This window comes from Niastella yeongjuensis (assembly GCF_900110245.1).
GTDB classification, from domain to species: domain Bacteria; phylum Bacteroidota; class Bacteroidia; order Chitinophagales; family Chitinophagaceae; genus Niastella; species Niastella yeongjuensis.
In genome coordinates this window covers 56,647-76,776 of sequence record NZ_FOCZ01000005.1, presented here as the reverse complement: position 1 = coordinate 76,776, position 20,130 = coordinate 56,647, and the positions used below count along the sequence as shown (strand labels likewise).

The 20,130-nt window shown below is 45.0% G+C and carries 7 protein-coding genes; all 7 read left to right on the top strand.

The window, feature by feature from the left end; genetic code table 11:
• The first annotated feature begins 666 nt into the window (after positions 1-666).
• Genes BMX95_RS14415 through BMX95_RS14385 form a run of 7 tightly spaced genes read left to right on the top strand, consistent with a single transcriptional unit; the run spans position 667 to position 20,088 of the window.
• Positions 667-2,022, top strand: coding sequence for a PKD domain-containing protein (locus tag BMX95_RS14415; RefSeq protein WP_133054023.1), 1,356 nt, complete (start codon positions 667-669; stop codon positions 2,020-2,022).
• A gap of 44 nt (positions 2,023-2,066) precedes the next feature.
• Positions 2,067-3,779 (top strand): TonB-dependent receptor, encoded by a 1,713-nt coding sequence (locus BMX95_RS14410; protein WP_081203151.1) that lies wholly within the window; start codon positions 2,067-2,069, stop codon positions 3,777-3,779.
• A 30-nt stretch (positions 3,780-3,809) separates the two neighbouring features.
• Positions 3,810-8,369: a hypothetical protein gene (locus BMX95_RS14405; RefSeq protein WP_081203150.1), complete on the top strand. Its 4,560-nt coding sequence runs from the start codon at positions 3,810-3,812 to the stop codon at positions 8,367-8,369.
• A gap of 3 nt (positions 8,370-8,372) precedes the next feature.
• Entirely contained in the window at positions 8,373-10,466 is a 2,094-nt protein-coding gene (locus BMX95_RS14400; RefSeq protein ID WP_133054022.1) for a fibronectin type III domain-containing protein, read from the top strand.
• A gap of 9 nt (positions 10,467-10,475) precedes the next feature.
• On the top strand, positions 10,476-13,682 hold the full coding sequence (locus BMX95_RS14395) for a T9SS type A sorting domain-containing protein (protein ID WP_081203148.1): 3,207 nt from the start codon (positions 10,476-10,478) through the stop codon (positions 13,680-13,682).
• A gap of 28 nt (positions 13,683-13,710) precedes the next feature.
• Positions 13,711-19,425 carry a hypothetical protein gene (locus tag BMX95_RS14390; RefSeq protein WP_081203147.1) on the top strand — a complete coding sequence of 1,905 codons (5,715 nt, stop codon included), beginning with the start codon at positions 13,711-13,713 and terminating at the stop codon, positions 19,423-19,425.
• A 3-nt stretch (positions 19,426-19,428) separates the two neighbouring features.
• On the top strand, positions 19,429-20,088 hold the full coding sequence (locus BMX95_RS14385; protein ID WP_081203146.1) for a hypothetical protein: 660 nt from the start codon (positions 19,429-19,431) through the stop codon (positions 20,086-20,088).
• Positions 20,089-20,130 lie beyond the last annotated feature (42 nt).

Below are 20,130 nucleotides of genomic sequence, written 5' to 3'. Positions count from 1 at the left end.
CCCTTCAGGCTGACCAATTGTTGCAAAAATGTTTACATTCCGGACAAACACTGTAACGAAAGCGAACAGGCGCTTTTTTGCTGTTAACATCCAACTGCTTATTATTTAATGTATAACTGGCTGGAAAACTACTCATATAGAACTGAACCTGCCTGGTGGATATTTGCTGCAGCAGGGGCTGGCGCTATAATTGTAACCTTACTCACCGTGAGTGGTCAAAGCATTAAAACAGCATTAGCTAATCCGGTAAAAAGTTTAAGGACTGAGTAATTTCCGAAGTAAAGCCATACCTGCTTACACGTCTATGGCCCGAATCTGCACGAAAAACGGTGAAATCAACACACTTATTTACCTGGCTTGCATAAATAGGAAGTTTAGTATAGTTTTGCTACTGTAAAACTTATATCCTATAATGACATTAGTTAGTTAACTATGAAAACCATAACCCTTTCGTTCTTCTTAGTAGAGCCTACGGTTATAAATACCATGCTGGCGATTAGTATATGTACTATATGTTATCAGCCGCTCTTTCCGGGCTAACATACCTGTTTCCATAGTCTTGCTGTTAAATTGACTGTTTCTTTTAGAAACCACACGATTGTATTACCATCGTTTTCGATGGCGTGAAGAGCCATTATACCATATTTAACCCCTTAAATCCCAACCTTGAGAAAGCCCGTTATAAAATACTTCGTGTATTTGTTGTTGTTGTATGCACCAATGGCGGCCTGTAAAAAAGAACAGGAAAGAGCCTTAACTGTTGATTTCGCATACGCCATTGAGAACAACGATCTTTCAGCGCCTGTAAAAATAAATTTTACCAATAACACAACTGGGGCCACCAATTATAAATGGACGTTCACCGGCGGCGAGCCTGCAGTTTCCGATAAAAAAGACCCGGGAACGATCATCTTTGCCAATGCCGGCAATTGTTCGGTTACGCTCGAAGCCTGGAATGCGGACAATCGCAGTTCCAAAACAGCAGACATCCTTATAGATAGTTCGGTAACTATAGCGTTCGATGCGCTGCCCTCGGTAAATGATTTTGTGCCGGCCGATGTAACTATCGTTAATAAAAGTACCGGTGGCGTTAGCTATAAGTGGACATTTGAAGGCGGCCAGCCGGCTACCTCTACTGCAAAAGATCCCGGTGTTATAAAATTCAATACCCCGGGCGGGCATACTTTAACACTGGTTGTGAACAATGGCCGTAAAGATTTTACGCTTTCTAAAGTGCTGATGCTGCAGCCTGCTTTGCTCCCTGCTTTTACGATCATTCCTTCTTTAGACGACAACGATTATGAAGCGCCGTTAACTGCAACGCTCAATAATGAAACCGTTAGCGGCCTCCACTGGAAATGGACAACTACCGGTGGCGATATAGATAATGATACGGCCCAAAAACCAACGATTCATTTTACTTCAGCAGGTTCTTATACCATTACACTGACTGCCGGTAACGACAAAGAAACCAAAACTGTTCAGCATACCATAAATGTATTACCAAACGCCAACCTGCGCACCTTCAGCGATGTTAAATTTGGAATTAATTCCGCACATGGCACTGTTGGTTGTTTTTTCTCTACCAAACTGCAACGCAGTTTTAAAGCTTCAGACGACCTGTCTGTTGCTGGAAAAGACATTGACCTGGTGTTTTTTGGGTTGAACAAGGACTTTACCTATAACCGCTTTGTTTCGCCCGATTCAGCTGATCGCTACACTTTTGACGCTATTCCAGGCGCTCAACCAGCTTCCATTATAAATTCACAGGAACTATGCGGTTGCGGTTCCAGTCTTACAGCGGCTGATTTTAATGCAATGACAAACGATGCGGTACTGGCGGGCATGCCGGTAGATTTTACGTCAGGTGGATGGATTCAATTCACAAATGATATATTGCCCCGTGTGGTACTGTTTAAAACCAGTGATGGGCGTAAAGGCGCAGTTCAAATAAAACAGTTCGTAAACAACGGCCCCGATTCATACATCATAACAGATATAAAGGTTCAGAAATCGCCATAACACAGGACCATGAAGCCCCTTTTTAAAACGAAACCCTGAACGCTATGCAAAGAATTTTTACCCGTTTATTATACATCATACTGGTTGTTTACTGTAACAAGGGCATTGCCCAGCAGGTAGATATTGAAAGCTTAAAAAATGTATTCAAAGCAAAACCTGTCCGCTTTAGCGGGGGCGTAGCCGCAAATGCTGCTTTTTATAGTGGTAATGGCAATTACGGGCGTGCCCCGTTCACCTGGTTCTTACAGGGTAATTTGAATGCCAATCTGTTTGGTAAGATCAACCTGCCTTTTTCTTTTAACCTTACCAATGCGGGGCATGGATTAACGTATCCGACACCGCCAAACAGGTTGAGTTTGCATCCCACTTATAAGTGGATAGCCGCGCACATCGGCGATGTGGCCATGAGTTTTTCGCCATATACATTAAGTGGTCATCAGTTTACCGGCGCGGGGGTTGACCTAACGCCGGATGGTCCCTGGAGAATAAGCGCCATGGGCGGCCGCCTGCAGAAAGCAGTGGCCTATGATAGCGGCTCCAATATATTGCCAGTTTATCGTCGCATGGGCTACGGTGTGAAGCTTGGGTATAATCAAAAGTTGTACAGGGTTGCGGTGTCGGCCTTCGCAGCAAAAGATGTACAAAACAGCTTGTTAGTGCCCCCCGACAGCCTGCTTATTTTTCCCGGAAAAAACCTGGCCATACATTACGAGGCGGCCTTACAGCCACTGAAAGGATTGGAAGTCTCAGCCGGGTATGCGACCAGTGTGCTGACCCGTGATATTCGCGATACCACTGAAAATCACAACAAGGGAATTACAAATGCTTTTACCGGGGGAAATGGTTCTACTGCCATTTATCACGCCCTGAAAGGCCAGTTGAATTATAATTTTCGCAAAAGCACCATTGGGGTGGGATATGAACGCATCGATCCCGGCTATCAGACTTATGGCACTTATTATTTCAATAATGACCTCGAAAATATAACTGTTAACCTGGCCCAAAGCCTTTTTAAAGACAAAGCCAGTATTTCTGCAAACGTTGGTGTACAACGCGATAACCTCGATTACAGCAAATCAGGAACTACCCGGCGGGTGGTGGGAGCGCTCAATATAAATTTTGCGCCATCAGAAAAATGGCAGAGCAGTTTTAGTTATTCCAATTTTCAGACCTATATGAATATTCGCCCGCAGTTTGAATACATTAACCAACTGCCCTATCAGCAAATGGATACGCTGAACTTTACGCAGATCTCGCAAAACGCCAATCTGAATGTAAACGTACTTGCTAAAAAAAGCGAGCAGCAAATGCATTCGCTGAATGTGAACCTGAACTTCCAGGATGCATCGGACGATCAGGGGGGCACCGTTGCCAAAGGCAACAGCTCGCAGTTTTATAATTTGGCCACTTCTTACGGTATTCAGTGGTTACAATCGGGGATGAACCTGACAGCAGCCTATAACGTAAGCTATAACACCATTGCCCGGAATGACTTTATGACCATGGGGCCTACTGTAAGTTTTATGGCGAGAATGTTTAAAAAGAAACTGTCATCGGGTCTTTCTGCTTCTTACAATTTCAGCAAACAGGATAATATTCAAATAAGCAGTGTGCTGAGTGTACGCCTGAATGCATCCTATACGGTGTTCAAAAAACACCGGTTGAACCTGAGTCTTGTCAATCAAATTCGTGAAACACAACAAACTAAAAATACTACCGATCTCACGGGTACCATGGGGTATAGTTATAGTTTTTAAATAGTGAGTAGTATTAATTAAATGTACGCTATGAAACGTTTTTGTTTTGGTTTATTACTGCTGCTTTGTTTTTCCGTAGCAAAGGCGGCAGGGCCTGAAGCTGATAGCAGTAATAAAAAAGCTTATACTGGTGATCTTGCAACAGATCAGGGTTTTGCTGATTCTGCTGCCATTAAATCAATGGCCATAAGTGCAGTGGAGAAAGTTGAGCAGGCTGAGAAATGGCTTGAGATGCTGCAGCCCGATGATTTGAACGAGTTGCCGGTTGGCCTGCGCAGAACCATCAACAATATTACCTATAAAGTTGCCATAAGCAGTGCTGTGTTCCATGAAACGTATGCGGAACTTACCGTATTTGCGAAAGTGACCATACCACAACGCGACGAGCCTTTATTCTTTGGTATCAGCTCGCTTAAACTTTCTTATCGTGGTGGTATAGTTGGTGATGCAAAACTGGTATTGCTGGGTGATTGTAATATACCCATTCATGGCGGTAATGCCAATTTGATCCTGAAAGGTGGATTCAATTTGCAGAACGGGCAAGCGCAAGGGGATCTTACGTATCTTACCATAGACTGTAATGGATTTAAGGAGTTAGGCGTTACTGCCCAGGTTGAATTTCCCCGTTCCTTGCTGATACCCTGCGATAATAGTGGAAGTAAGATCACTGATCCGAAAGCCAAAGTGAGTGGCGCGTTTAAGACTGTCATCACTGACTGGAACGATATTCTGCTCACCGTTAGTTTGCCGAAATTCCAGGTAAATAAACTGGATGGTTTCGTGTTTACCGTAACAAATGCTGTTTTCGATTTCAGCGACACTCGTAATAGCCCCGATGTGAAATTTCCATCGGGATATGAAGCACAGTACCTGCACTATCCCAATCCTTTTATGTGGCGGGGCGTGTATATACAAACCATCGAAATTGAACTGCCCAAAATGTTCAGGCGTGGCGGTTCAACGGGGCCGGTTTCTTTTGGCGGCAAAGACATGATCATTGATAATAATGGGGTGAGTGGCCTTTTTACCGGAAAAGACATCTTGCGCTACAATACCGGTTCTGCATCTGGCTGGCATTTTTCGGTTGACGATGTCAGCATCGGGCTTGAAGCCAATCACCTGGTGTCAGCATCTTTTAGCGGTAATCTGGGATTGCCGGTAGCCGATAAAGACTCACTCTTATACGAAGCTGTTATAACAGAAGATAATAAATACTGGCTTACTGTAAAACCAAAGAAGCAACTCGATTTTCAACTCTGGCAGGCCCGGGTAGACCTGGACTCCAATTCCTATATAAAGTTGCTTGTTGAAGATGGCAATTTCCGGCCTGAAGCTAATTTAAACGGCCGCATGAGCATTGCCGCCAGTAATGGATCGGGTTCTTCCATTGCCGAACTGAAAGCGATCACCTTTCGTAATATGCATTTAAAGACCGTGAGTCCCTATTTTACGGTTGATTACTTTGGATACGATGGTGAGATCAAGGTGGCGAAATTCCCGGTATCGATAGATAGTATCGTACTGGTTGCCAATGCAACCAGGGCCGATCTGTCGTTTGGGGTAAAACTTACGCTGTCTGAAAACGCCTTCAAAGCTTCTACCCGGTTAAATATTGGTTGTACCTATAACCAACAGAATGGTTTCAGTAACTGGAAGTTTGATAAAGTTACCCTGTCGAAAATAAAGATCGACAATGCCAAGATCGGAGGGCTTACACTTAATGGGGAGATTGATTTTATGCAGGATGATCCCACTTATGGCGATGGTTTTTCCGGTGGCATCACTGCGAATTTCGATGCGCTGAATAAGGTGGAAGTGAAAGTGCGTTGCATGTTTGGTTATAATAAATTCCGTTACTGGTTTGTAGACGGGTCTGCTAAATGGGCGGAAGGATTTCCGGTAGGCGGCGCCTTAAAGATCAACGGATTTACAGGCGGGGCCTATTACCGCATGAGTAAAGTGAATGCAGCATCAGGTACAACACTTGAAAATTTACCGAATTATAAACCCGACTCCGCATTGGGGCTTGGGATAAAAGCCGGGGTGTTTTTTAACGTAGTGAAATCTGAGGTGATCCAGGGGATGGCTGAATTTGAAGTGGCCTTTAACCGCGGCGGCGGCATGAACTATATCGGTTTCTTTGGCAATGCCAAATTCATGGGCAAACTGCCGGGCATAGCCAGCAAGTTTATGGAAAAGTCTGCTGACCTGTTCAATAAGGTGGAAAATGCGGTGAGCAAACAACTGGAAGGATTGTCTGACGCCGCTAAGCTTGATAAAATAGAAGAACTGCAAAAACTCAAGATCACCAATCCGCAACAGGCCGGCAGGGAGATACCACCGGATGAGGACATGGAGATGGCAAATGGTATTTCAGCCTATATGGGTATGTTCTATGATTTTCAAAGTAATACTTTCCATGCCAACTTCGACATATATGTAAATGCAGCCAAGGGGTTGTTACAGGGTATTGGTGATAATTACCGCGCCGGATGGGCAGTGATGCACTTCGATCCCAAGGACTGGTATGTATATATGGGAACGCCAACCGATCCCATAGGTATTCAATTTGGCCTGGGCGGTTTCAAAATAAAGACCCAGTCTTATTTCATGCTGGGTACTAATATTCCCGGCTCGCCTCCACCTCCCCGCGAAGTGGCAGACATTCTGGGTATGGACATAGATCAGCTTGATTACATGCGCGATGCCAATGCCCTGGGCGAAGGTCGTGGTATTGCATTTGGTTCGAGAGTAACTGTTGAAACAGGCGATATTACTTTTTTAATATTGTATGCCAATTTCAAAGCGGGTCTTGGTTTTGATATGATGTTGAAAGATTATGGAGATGCACATTGCGAAGGCAGCAGCGATCCTATTGGTATGGATGGCTGGTACGCCAATGCCCAGGCCTATGCTTATTTACAGGGCGAACTGGGTGTTAAAGTAAATCTGTGGTTCCTGAAAGCACGTATTCCTATTATTCAGGGCGCTGCGGCTGCGTTGGTGCAGGCGAAGCTTCCCAACCCCGCCTGGTTTGCAGGTTACCTGGGTGTGAGATTTAATTTACTCGGTGGTTTGGTGAAAGGGAATGTGCGGTTCAAGGTGGAAATAGGAAATGATTGTAAGATCGTAGCAGGCGGAGGTGAAACAACGCCAGTAGGTATTGCAGTTATTTCTGACGTGACTCCCAAAGATGCTGCCGAGGTAGATGTATTTGCTGCGCCGCAGGCTGCCTTCAACTTTGCCATTGGAAAAGATATTCCCGTTTCCGATGATAAGGGCGATCACACCTATCGTATTCAACTCGATCAGTTCGACCTTTCGGCAAATGGAAATACCATCACCGGTAAGCTAAAATGGAATGCCAATAACGATGCGGTTACCTTTTATTCAAATGACATACTTCCACCTTCCACATCGGTAACAGCCAATGTGAAAGTAAGTTTCAAGGAAAATCAGAATGGCGCCTGGCAAACCGTGTATATCGATGGAAAGAAAGCTGAAGAAGCCCGTACGCTTACTTTCACTACAGGTAAAGCACCTGAAAGTATTCCATTATCTAATATAAGTTACGCCTGGCCGGTAGTAGAACAGCAGAATTTTTATGCCGCTGAAACCAACCAGGGCGTTGTTCAGTTAAAGCGGGGACAACCCTATTTATTTTCCATTCCTGGTTATATTCCCCAGTTGATGGTGCGTTCAACAAACGGAGGAGCGGCAGTCAAACTGCCATTCACTTACGATTCAAACGAATGCCGTTTGCGGTTTAATATCTTTAAGATACAGAACAACGCGGCCTATGAACTGGTGTTGCAAAGTGTTCCTTCAGCCAGTTCTGCCGGCAGTGCAGGTGGTTTTGTTACCAATTCTACGACTACCGATGCCGGTGACAGCGTGCAGATAACAGGTAACAGTGCAACCGATGTGGTGCGCGCCGATACCGGTAAAACCTTACTGAATTATACCTTCCACAGCAGCCGGTATGGTACGTTTGCTGAAAAAATGCAGGTAATGCAGCTTGGGAACAGTACCGTAAAGAAACTGTCTTCCGACCTGTTCACCCTGCAACAGGCGGTATCAGGGGCCGAACCGCTCGATCTGTGCGAACTGACCGGCACCGATTACACCAATAACGTTCCACTGGTGCAACCTTTGGCCTTAACCGATAATGACTTCTTTAGGTCGTATATATATCCGCTTAACTACAAAACTTATCCTGTTGCCGGCGATATTGTCTTTAATGACCGGGATACAACGGAATTGGGTTTTGTTCCTGTTCGTTCATTACCGGTAATACTTGCTTATCAGAGCCTGGTAAGTCAGGGCAATTTTACCGACCGCCTGGTGACAAACTATCTGCCTTATCTATACGATCTGCCCCGGATTTATAAACAGGATTTCCTGGACCTGCAGGCCCAGGTAGTAAGCAGGTATCTTAGTACACCGCAACAGAAAGATTATGAATGGCTGATCAATGGATTCTATCCAATGATGACACCCGGATATTATAAAGTGAATTATCAGTTTGTACTACCCGGCGGTATAAATGGCAGTTCGCACATTGTTCAATATTATAACCCGATCCAATAATCTATGAAACGCCTGATAATACTATTTTTTATAGGAGTGCTATGTGTCACGGGCGCCAGTGCGCAACGTGGCAGGCAGGCCTCCACCCAAATAAAAATGATAGCAAGGCCCGACAATACGGGTCATACCATCCGGCTGCGATGGGCTGCTACTGATGTATCTATTTGGAAGCTGACCAATCAATATGGTTTTATCCTGGAACGTTATACGGTATTGCGTAATAAGCAAATGCTGGATAAGCCTGAACGCAAAGTGTTGAACGCAGGGCCTATTCATTCAAAACCGCTGGAAGCATGGGCGGAACTGGCAAAGAAAGATAATTTTGCCGCCGTAATGGCGCAGGCTTTGTATGGAAGCGACTTCCAGGTTGCCGGTAACGACGCAAAAGGCGTTAGCCGCATCATCAGCCAGTCGCAGGAAGCAGAGCAGCGGTTCAGCTTTTCGATGTTTGCGGCAGATATGAGTTTTGAAGGAGCGCTGCTGGCAGGCTGGGGCTGGGTTGATAATGAGGTTAATCCTAATGAAAAATACCTGTACCGGCTTACAACCGCTGTGCCTGTAAATCTTGCAAAAGCCGATACGGCCGCTGTATATATAGGCGCTGAAGCTTATGAACCGTTACCACCGGTGCAGGAAATAGATGCTCAGTTTGGTAACCGGACAGTAATGCTTACCTGGGATTACAGCCGCGTAAAAACATACTATACCTCGTATTATGTTGAAAAATCGGAAGATGGGGGCAAAACTTTCCGCCGCCTGTCCGATGTGCCGGTAAGCAATCTGAATGAAAAAAATGATAAACGTGCTTCAGGCCGGATGTACTTCACCGATACATTACATGAGAATGGAGTGGCTTGTCAGTATCGCGTTCGGGGTATCAATCCGTTTGGAGAAACAGGCCCGCCATCGGAAGTGATAAAAGGACAGGGGGCCAATATACTTCCTTTTGTACCGGGTATTGAATCAGCTTATACAGATGATAAAGGCCTGTTGCAAATGCAATGGGCGTTTGAGGAAAAGGCCAATGGATTGATCAACGGATTCCGGATAAACAGGTCGGATAAGTCTGATGGCCCGTATAAAGTATGGCTGGATAGTATCGATGTCACCCGGCGTACACTACCGGTTAAAAGGATGGTCGGCGACCCCGGTTATTTTACCATAACCGCCATTGCCAAAGAAGGCGAGGGGCGCACCTCTTTTCCCGTACTGGTACAGCCGGTTGATTCCATTGCGCCGGCCATACCGGCAGGATTAAAAGCTGTTGTTGATTCCAACGGTGTGGTAACGCTGACGTGGAATAAGAACAATGAACGCGATCTGTTGGGGTATAAGATCTACCGGTCTATGAAAAAAGAGGAAGAACCGGTGCCACTTATTGACTCAGTATGGCGGGGTAATAAATTTCGCGACAAGCTCAGTCTTAAGTTGCTCAACAAAAAAGTATACTATGCCGTTTCAGCACTTGATAAACGGTTTAACCAGTCGGCCCCTACAGCGCTGGTGGAATTAAAAAAGCCTGATATCATTCCACCTTCTGCAGCAGTGATCACCAAATATAAAGTTACCGGCAATATGGTTACATTAAACTGGGTGAATAGTGTTGATGAAGATATTGCTGCGCACATCCTATACCGGAAGGCAGCGGTTGACAGCAATTATACAGCTGTACAACATTTTACCGGAAAAAGCCGCAACAGTTATACCGATACCATAACAAGTGGCGCTGGTCAATACTACTATTACATAGCCGCTCAAAGCGAAGGCGGTTTGAGTACGGTTTCAGAATCGCTCCCTGTTACGGTTGCTGCAGGTGCTGCCGGGTCTTTACAGCTCACTCGTTTATATGCTTATGCGCAGCCCGATCAAAGAAGGATAGAAGTGGTATGGGGCGATGACATGAAACAGGTGCGTAATTACCAGGTGTATAAATCTTCCGGCAATGGCGCCATGACTTTATATAAATCGGTGCCCGCGGGACAAAAAGGGTTATACGATACTGAAGTGCAGGTAAATACTGCTTACCAGTATGGTGTAATGGCGGTGTTGGCATCGGGTGCCTATAGCGAAATGAAAAAAGTATCGGTTAATTATTAATACGTTTCTATGAGAACACGTGTATTGTTATTAATGGTTATTTTATTGCAGGCAGCCGCGTTAACAACGCTGGCCCAGCCAAGGTATAAATTATTAATGCGCACAAGAATATATTGTCCGTACAAGAGTTACCGGGCTGTGTGTGAGGGTAATATCTACAAGGCGGAGGCGTTTTATTTGAATGCCTCTTCAGAACCAGTTGCCCAAAAGGATATCCTTTGGGATGGAAAAAAGGGATACAACCTACAAAACATTGACCCCAATTGTAGTGCGAATCCCAAGGAATTTTGGGATTCAATTTACTTTAACGTTGATACGAAACTGGACTATATTCATATATATAGTGTCGTCTATCAAAGTGGCCGTTCCGGCTGCAGCGAAAGTGGTCATTCGGATAAGGACTGGTTATTTGATGGCTGGTATAACAGTAACGGTTATTTTTTCAGCGAATATACCACACCTTCTGATGTTTGGGGCAGTAACGGCCAGATATGGATCTATCCGGAAAAGATAGCGCTGGATGTGCCCAAGAAGGAAAACTACCTGCCGAGCACTGATCGCATTCATATTGATGCCACGATTGGTTATCCGGCGCCTGTATACAACTGGCAATACAACATTGGCGGCGCCGGCTGGGTTAATTTTCCAGCATCAACCAATACATTTGGTAAAACCAGTATTGATATCTGCGGGTACGATCTTATAGGTGCAGCTTTCGATAACGTAGACCCCGATGCAAATATCGCTATCCGCGTAAGCCCGGTTGAATATTGCTTTTCGGAGCCGAAAACTTTTAAGCCCACTATTCCTTCTCCCCATATTCTTTCAGTAACACATGTTCCCAACAAATGTTTTGGCGCAAAGGATGGCACGATCAGCGTTCAATTCGACCGGCCCCTGAAATCGGGAGAAAGCCTGAATATTATACTGAGTGATAATTTGAATAATCAGGATACCACGGTACCAGGTGTCACCCTGGATGCCGCCAATGCCTATACATTTCCGGCCCAGTTTGGCCCCGGAAATTTTAAAATAGAACTGATCGGTAAATACAAAGGCGTTCCCTGTTATTCCACCGGCCCGCGCCATACGGATACCACCTCTTTTCCAGGACCTGCAGCTGTAAGTTTTACCAATAATGGAAGGAATGTATTCTGCTACGCCGGTGCCGATGGAACGATCCAGTTAAATGCAAATGGTGGGGTAGGTAATTATTCCGCTGGCTATAAACAGGCACAGGATGAAACGTATACCTGGTCTGCCTTTGGTTCGCCTACCGGGCATACCATTACGGGGCTCGATAGCGGCGTTTACCAGCTTAGGATAAAGGATGGAAACGATTGTATTATGAAAGATGGAGCCGGTAATGAAATTGTTCAAACGGTAACCATAAGCCAGCCTGCGGAGCCTGTTCAGGTGGATTACAGGCAAAAGACGAATCCGCTGGCATTTGGCAGTACCGATGGTAATGCCCTGGCAATTATTATAGGTGGAACTCCTCTGAATGGGAATAGTTACGACATAACCTGGACAGACAGCACTACCGGTTCCGTATTAAGTACGGTAACCAATAGCACCAATCCGTTCACTACTACATTACAGCAAATAGGCGATGGAGGATATATCGTTACAGCCAGGGATGCCAACTATGCGAATGCGTCGGGTGCAAATGCAGCCGGTTGTATAGTTGCCGATACGTTTCATTTGCAACAGCCTCCGCCATTAGTAGTTGACGTATCAGAACATCATTATGTTTCCTGTAAAAACGGTGGCGATGGCGAATTGTATGCAAAGGCGCAGGGGGGAATTGAAATACCTTCAAAACGATATATCTATCAGTGGTATCGTAATGATAATGGCGGCTGGACGAGCATTGCACAGACGGACAGTTTTGCAGTGAAATTGACGGCCGGAACCTATAAAGTAAAAATTACCGATAAAAATAATATTAGCCTGGAATCAATACCTTATGTACTTGGTGAGCCTACTTTACTGACGCTTGGGTTAACCAGTACGCAGGTTGTTTGCAGTGGAGGAAACGATGGTACGGCAACTGCGGTGATCGGTGGCGGTACCTATCCATATAGCATTGCCTGGAGCAATGGCGCAACAACAGAAAATATCACCGGGTTAACAACAGGCAATTATCTGGCCTATGTAAAAGACGACCGTGGCTGCCAAACCCAGCAACAGGTGAAAGTAACCACGCCTAATCCCATTACTGTAAATAACCCGGTAGTTATACAACCCGTTTGTACCGGTTATTGTAACGGAGCTATCAGTTATACGGTGTCGGGAGGAACAGCGCCTTATAGTTATCAGTGGAGTAATGGCAGTGCCGCACAAACGCTAAGCGCATTGTGTGCTGGTTCGTATTCAGTAAAGATCATCGATGCAAAGGGATGTTCAGAAAAGCAAACGTTCAATTTACAGGACCCCTTGCCGCTTACAGTAGCGCTGGGCCCCGATCGTACACTGTGTGCGGGCCAGGCGTGGATGGCTAATGCAACAATCGCGGATGCGAATGCGATTTACAGTTGGAGCGGTACCAATGGATTTACTGCGGCTACGGCAAGCGTATCGTTGAGCGAGACCGGTAAATATAACGTACAGGTAACGGATAGTAAAGGGTGTCAGGGAAGTGGTAGTATAAGCATTAGCAGAAGCGATGCTACGGTGGCGGCAGATTTCGTGGCCAGCACACAGGCATTCAAAGGTGAAAAAGTAACTTTTGTAAATATCAGCCAGCCCTGGCCGGAAACAACTGAATGGCTGGTGCCAGCAGGCAATATTACCGTCACACGCCGAACAGATTCATTGATCGAAATACAGTTTAATGAAGCAGGTACCTACCAGGTAGGAATGCGGTCGGGCGTGGGCAGTTGTACCAAAGAATACTCGAATGCCATTACCATTGTAGAAGGGCAATCGTTCGATAATCCCAGTTCTGCTGCTACCGATCCTTTTGTGATCGAATTTTCGGTAACTCCGAACCCAAGCAAGGGGCAGTTCACTGTTAGCGTTGGTTTACAGGAAACAGCTGACGCTAGTCTGCGACTCATAAATCTGCAGTCCGGCGCTGTGGTAAACCAGCAGCGGAAAAGCGGCAGTAACAAGTATACGGTTCCCTATAACATAAATGTAGTAAGCGGTGTGTATGCGCTGGTGCTTGAAACGGCAAAAGATACCCGCATCCTCAGAGTGTTGATATTGTAATAAAAGGCATAGCTCAAAAGCGTAAATAATGTTAGTTACCCTATATAAGAAAACTATAAGCAGGTTATTGATTGTAATGGCCTGCTTATTCCTCGGGCAGTTGGTTAATGCACAGCGGTATCCGGTACAGATAGTACCTCAGTTGTTGCCGCCTTATACTTTAAATGTAAGCGACTATTACAATGGCACCAATGAAAAGCTGGTGTTGCTGCTAACCAATACCGATCTAAATAAGCCCGCCCTGCAGGTGCGTTTGCGCATGAGCATACAGGGACAGTCAGCCAAGCTTATCAGCCGGGATAATGTTTACTATCCCGCTATTAACCTCGATGGCGGTGTTCCCGCCCGCATCAGTTTACAGGACCTGGCTCCTTATTTCAATGCCGACAATCTTATATTCGAGGGCATTACCCGTGCGCAGTATGTGCAAAGTGGTAAGTTGCCCGAAGGGTTCTATCAATTTTGCTTTGAGGCAGTGGAGGTTAGTTCAGGGCAGGTAGTTGGCCGCAGCAGTTGCGCCATGGCCTGGATCAGTCTGAGCGACCCGCCCTTACTGAATTTGCCCAGAACGGCTGAGAGTATTGTTTATAAAGATCCGCAAAATATCATCTTTCAATGGACGCCGCGTAATTATAACAGTCCAACCAGTGCATTCAATACAGAATATGAATTCACGCTTGTAGAAATATGGGACAATGGCCTGGCGCCGGAAGCAGCTTTTGGTACGGTTCAGCCTTTGTACCAGACTACCACGCAGGCAACTACCTTATTATATGGCCCTGGCGAACCTTTGTTGTTATCCGGGCACAAGTATGCCTGGCGCGTACGTGCGCAGCAAACCGATGGTTCAAAGGGGTCAGATGCTTTCCGCAACAACGGATACAGTGAGATCTTCTGGTTTAACTGCCAGAATAATTGTGCCGCGCCCCTGAACGTGCAGCACGAACTCAGTAATGGCCGGGCAACCATTACGTGGACGGCTAATCCTAACCAATCCAGTTTTACGGTCGACTACCGGGAAAAGGGACAGGACGGTGCTACCTGGTATAATTCCCCTACCACGGCTAACCGCATGTTGTTGTACGACCTCAAGAAAGATAAGACCTACGAATACCGGGTTGGCGGTACCTGCGATAACGGCATTACTTATACCTACAGCGATATTAAAACACTGGTGACGCCAGCTGCTGACAGTGCCGTAAATACAGAATGTGGCCTATTGGAACCGGAGGCAAATATTGCCAACCGTACCCCCATTCAAACGCTGCTCACGGGCGACGTGATCTCAGCAGGTGATTTTCCGGTTAAACTATTACAGGTAAGCGGACAGGGTACTTTTACCGGCGCTGGGTATGTAACGGTTCCTTTTCTGGGGCAGGTCCGGGTGAAGGTTCAGTTTAAGGGAATCACTGTTAATACAGACAAGCAACTGATTGGTGGTGTTATAGAAACGACCTACGATCCTAAGGAATCGCAAATAGGAAACCTCGACAAAGTAATAGAAGGCGGTGGGGATGTTGGTATTGTGGTTACCGGAGTAGATACTGCCGACTACTATATAGATATGGTAATCCCTGATGCCAGCCATATTGCCGTAGAGCTGAACAGCAAGGTGGATAGTTCGGGGAATGCTACACCCGCCGCTGGCGCTACATTAACTGTTACAGATAGTGAAGGTAAGAAGGAACAGGTGAAGGTAGATGAAGTGCCGACGACCATAAAGGACAAGAACGGCACTGTTTACGGAGTTGATAAAGATGGAAATGTTTCGAAGATCAGTTCAAGCGAGGTGATGAATATGACTCCGGCTGAATTGAACTCGATCAAGACTGACAAAGCTGTTGTTAAGTTCGTGCCGCATGAACACCAGCAATACGCATTCGATGAATACCAGCCGGAATACAAAGCCAGCGTTCTGTTCAGAGAAGAATACGAAAAGCTGAATGATGATTATTATGTAAGCAGTAAGGCAATTGTTGAAGCGAAGGCAGATGTGATAAAAGCGGTGGTGGAAATAAAGGATAAGAGCCTTGTTTTAGACAGCATCCGTTTTGTAACGGGTAAGGGAATCCGGTATGAAAGTACCCGCCTTGCAGATAGTACTAGCTGGGAGATAAAGATCGTGGGCGGACCTGCCGCTGATGCACAGGAATTGTATGCCTTGTATCCACAGGGTGGGGGCAAATACCTGTCGCTGGGTAAACTGTTTATAGCTGCCTATGAGGAGCGGACCTTTAAGGTAGTGCTGGTGCCGGTAAATGAAGCAACGGTTAACAAAGATCAGATAAGCAGCCAGCTAAATAAGATCTATAATGCTGTAGGGATCACCTTCCAGGTTACGGAAGACAAACCGTTCATCGATAAGAGCTGGGATCTAAACAACGATGGTGACCTGGCTGTATCAGGAAGTGGATGGTTGTCAATGCTCACCAATGAAATGAAAGCATTGAACAACGCGTATAGCAGTGCGCGTACGGTTCAGCAGGATGCGATCTATTTGTTTGGATTGAAGGGCAGTGATAGTACCAGCAACCTGCTCGGTGATATGCCGAGAGGAAAACAATTCGGTTACCTGTTTAACGATGCTGATGGAAAAGTGGCTGCCCATGAAATAGGACATGGCGTGTTCAGGTTGAAACACGTGTTCGATAATCAATACGGATTCGAAATAGGTGGACTGCCATCGAACGTGATGGATTATCCTGCAGGTGATCGTTTTGCCAAGTATCAGTGGGATCAGGTGCATGATCCGGGTATGGTGATTGGGTTGTTTGAGAAGGATGCGGATGCGCAGTTGATAGTAAGCAGCGCTGATGCACTTAAGGATTTGAAAAACGCAGGTACTAATACGTATACGTTCCTGTCGCCAGGCGGTATGCCGGTAACGCTTCCGGCTATGGCTACGAATATCGTCCTTAGTGAAACGAACTATTTCGTGCCTAAGGAAAATGAGGCTTTCTTACATACAATACCGTTCGGAACACTGGTTTCATTTACACTTGAAAACGATGGCAAGTTTGAAGTTTACACGGCTGTAGGTGGTAATAGCGCAAAAAAGTTCCTGCAATATGAATGTTCAAATAATGATGGAAATAGTAAACCGTATGTTGACAATCTGACGGCCAAAGAAACATCTGGTAATGTAATTCTCGCATGGCCTTGTTTTACTGCTCCATCCGATGCTACTCAGCAATTGACTTTCAACTTAAAAGCCAAATGGTTCCAGCCAGGTGACGATGTCTTTAATTCTGCAAAGAGCCCCGATTACGTTGCTGGAGGTGATTTTGAAAACGCAGAAAAAATACTGGAGGATGCTGCAAATAAATCGAACGATGGAAAACCTGTTTATACTATAAGCAAGGAAGTGAGCACTTATTCTGATTTTACTGGCAGCAAATGGGCCAGCAATTTCATCGGTGCCAATACCAGATGTGAAAGCATGCCCATGCAGGTTGTCATGAATATCGCCAACCTGATAAAACTGAATGAGGACGTTTATGAAGATTTTGTTTGTAAGCATAAGAACCAGCCTGAAACAAAAGAAGAGTTTGAAGGATACCTCGCTATCTTCCAGGATTTCCTGAAGACAGGTAATTTGAAGATCACTGAGATTGAGACGAGCAGTGACATGCAAAACAAGCTGGCTGAAATGTGTTTGGAAAGGTATGCCACACTAACAGCAGCAGAACGGATCAAGATCATAGAAGTACTTACCCAAAGTGGCAGTGCAATAACTGGCTGTTCCTCAGGGCACAAAATGGAATGTGCCGAATGGCAACTGATAAATACGATCAAGACAATTACCGATGTAAAGCAAGCGGACGACGTAGCCACGTACTTAAATACAAACCAGGCCGCATTGTTAAGATTGATTACTGACGTGGACGCGACTGAAGACAAACTGGATAATCATAACGAAATGATGGCGGCCCTGTTCAATATGGCTAAGCTGAGAGATACTCACGTTGAGGGGCTTACTGCAGAAGACCTCCTGGGCACCAGGCTGTATATTAATGGCAGTTTTGATTACGGTGCGTTTAGTATGACTTCAACCGTTACCCAGGTTGATTTTACAACAGGTGGCGGGAGCGTAGGTTTCCGTATTGAACAGAAACTTGCGCAGGTCTTTTCACCGAATGCCGGTGTTGATATAAGAGGGAAATACGCGATCAACATGAATCCATTGGGTAATGGCATTACATGGATCAATCCGCCGCCGCTTGACCCCATAACAGTGGTATTTGGGGAGGACTATTCAATTACAGGCAGCGGAGTGTTATTTAAAAAAGGAGATATAATACGTATACCGGCACTGTATTTATGGAATTTGTTTGATGTCGATGCCAAACAAACGGCCGCCTTATTAAGGGCTAATGCAGTGAAGTTTGCTGTGACTGGCGCTCTCGCAATTTCTGCGGGATTAGCGGAAGGACCTGCCGCAGTAACACTGGCCACACTGGATTTCACCAGTTCAGCCTTTTCGACCATTCTAAGCCCCATGCTGTTAAGGCAGAATTTAAGCCCCGAGACAAGAGAAGTGGTAGAAGCATTTGATAAAATGGGGCAGGCATATATGTTGTTCCGCGCCGGGCAAGCGGCAGCGCAGATTACCGATCTATTAGCGGAATATGCACTACAGTACGCGACAAAGGTGATGGCAGCCAGGCTAAGGGCGGTTGTCTCTGAAATGCCGGTAGTGAAATCGATAGAGGAGGTGGTGGAAAATGTTGAGGCGGAAGTCGTTAGTTCGCAGGTGAAAACCGGTGGTGCTAAAACGACGACCGACCCGGCTTCGGGGGGTAGCTCCAGTTCAACGAATAGCCCGGCTACTACCACCGGGGGACAAACGGGTATCCAGGTCCGGCCAGGTACGCAGGGACCCACAAATACATCAGTTCAACCTGCTGTTCCTGCACTGGGATCGGCAACAGTAGAACAGGCAAAGACAGATGAGTCAGCAGCAGAAAAGGCAAAGGCAGCAGAGGATGAAGCGGCAAAAGCGAAGGCAGAATTGGAACAAGATGATGCATTAGAAAAATCGAAGACAGATGCGGATGATGCCGGAAAATTATTGAGTGAATGGGAACTTCTTGACGAATTGCTGAGAGCAAAGCTAAAATCTTTTAAAATAGACGAAAATGCTTTGGAGAAAATGATAGCCCAGATGAAGAATTCGGGAGAGGAGGGACTCCGAATGGGCCGGTTAATTGTGAAAGGAACGTATGAGCAGGTACAGGGATATCTCGATCTAATTAAAAAAATTGCTATAGATGATCAATCTTTTAAAGCTGTAGTTCAACCTTTTAATAAAGCAGATGAATTAGTTGCAAGAGGAGTTGATAAAGCGTTGTTTCGCTTTGAACACAAAGTTGATGGCGATTTGCCATTTGATGTAGATTTAGGAGTAAGAAAATCAGTTGGTTCATCAGAATATTCAGAGGCTTATCAGTTCAAAACAAATACAGCTCCGATAACTAAAAGTTCAGTAGAGAGTGGATGTAGTCAATTGTATAACGCCCCTGCTGATAAAAAGATATTAGAGATTAGGCTGATAGAAGGAGATGAGATTTCAGCTATAAAGGAAAATGAAAGCGTAAAAAGAGCGTTCACGTTTCAGATTTATAAAAAAGGATTTAAGGACACAAATAATGTTATTATTGATGAAATTCATTTAATTTCATCCAACGGAGATAAGGTAAAAGTAATCTGTCCAAACGGGGAACTTCAATATATTAATTTATAGGATATGAAACTTTATACGCCAGGAGAATATAGAGGACGCTGGTATTTTGAAAGCAACAAGTATGGAGATGACATTGACAAAGACACACCACCGTATCCAGAGATTCTGTCAGATCTAAAAAAAGTATTGTCCATTTTGATAGAATCCAAAATGTTGCTTCCAAGATTTTTGGAAGGTAAGGAAGGTAAACTGGAATATAAAAATGTAGAGGATCTGGTTACTTTAATCGAGACAGATAATTTTCTGTATAAATGTTTTTTGTTTGGAATAAGAGGTGATACAATTATCTATACAGAGGAGGGCGAAGAAACGTATTCTAATATATTTTCTTTAGAGGGTTTTCGGACATTTCAGCAATATTTTTCATTATCAACAAAATCTGATATTTGGCTGCCTATGTCTTTTGATATAGATAGCTATTCATTTGTATGGAATTTGGAACGACATAATTTAAACTATTACAGAGTTCCGGCTGTGCTAAAAAAGATAAATGATGTTTTAGGCTGGGAAAATGAAAGTCTATTAGTTAGGGAATTTAACGAATTAGGAAGTTTGCAGATAGGGTACGATCTCTTTCTATCTCAGCAAGTGATAACCAGGGAATACAACGAAAATCCTAATCCCGAGTTTAATTTAAAAGAGTATTTATCAAAAATGGAATAATAAAAAAGTAGAGGTTGGAGTTTTCCAGCCTCTACTTTTTTT